Origin of the sequence: Natrialba swarupiae, from assembly GCF_008245225.1 — an archaeon.
In the GTDB taxonomy this organism is placed as follows: domain Archaea; phylum Halobacteriota; class Halobacteria; order Halobacteriales; family Natrialbaceae; genus Natrarchaeobius; species Natrarchaeobius swarupiae.
The window spans coordinates 1-803 of the sequence record NZ_VTAW01000087.1; the positions used below are offsets into that span (position 1 = coordinate 1).

The 803-nt window shown below is 55.0% G+C and carries 1 pseudogene; it reads right to left on the reverse strand.

The features are described 5' to 3' along the window. Positions 1-370: 370 nt before the first annotated feature. Positions 371-718 (reverse strand): annotated as a pseudogene (locus FYC77_RS20025) (ISH3 family transposase); the annotation flags it as partial. Positions 719-803 lie beyond the last annotated feature (85 nt).

Consider the following 803-nt stretch of genomic DNA (forward strand, 5'->3'; position numbering starts at 1 on the left):
TATCCAAACGCGTCAGCTTCGCCGACAACTGGATCAAAACATTCCTCCCGGATATTCAAAAGTTATGCTGACCACTCCTGGCGGGCTCGCCCGCGTGCTTCCCCAACGCTTGTTTGACTATAGTAGAGATTGGAAATAATTGCTCACTTTTGGTATTGAGAGTTGATCAAGAGCTGTATCAATCGCCGTTGTAAGATCAGTACCTCACAAGACGTCATCAGTTGAGTCGGTCTGAGATCTGATTTCTGTCGTAGGTGGCGGTGATCGGGTTAGTTTCCTCGAAGAATGATGAGAACTGTCGCTGTCGGCGGCAATCAGCCGCCGACGCGACGGCATTGCCACTCACGAACAAGGCTTTCTCGGTCGGTGGTTACCGGTGGAACCGATCGTCCGGTGGCCGATTTGCGGGGACGGCCCGACGCACCGCGAGGGCCGTCCACGCTGCCCGTCGGATCATGTTGATGAACTCCTTGAACGGCCAGGACCAGAGGCGACGCCCGCTACGGCGGGGCGTCGCCACGTATTCCCAGTGGAGATACCGCCAGACGTTCTGCAACAGCAGGCTCACCACGACGTACAACAGCCGTACGACTGGATCTTGCGTCGATGTTGTCGCAATACTCTGTTCGGACAACCGGTAGCTGGCCTCGATACCGAAGCGTTTCGCGTAGTGGTATCGAGCGTCTCGCGGCGTGTCGATGAACGGCGCGTCAGCGGCGTTAATGACTAAGATAACTTCTGAAAGTCAAGGAACTTCTCACACCACTTCTTTGCGAAGCTGATGCGTTGCGTTATTTTCTCGA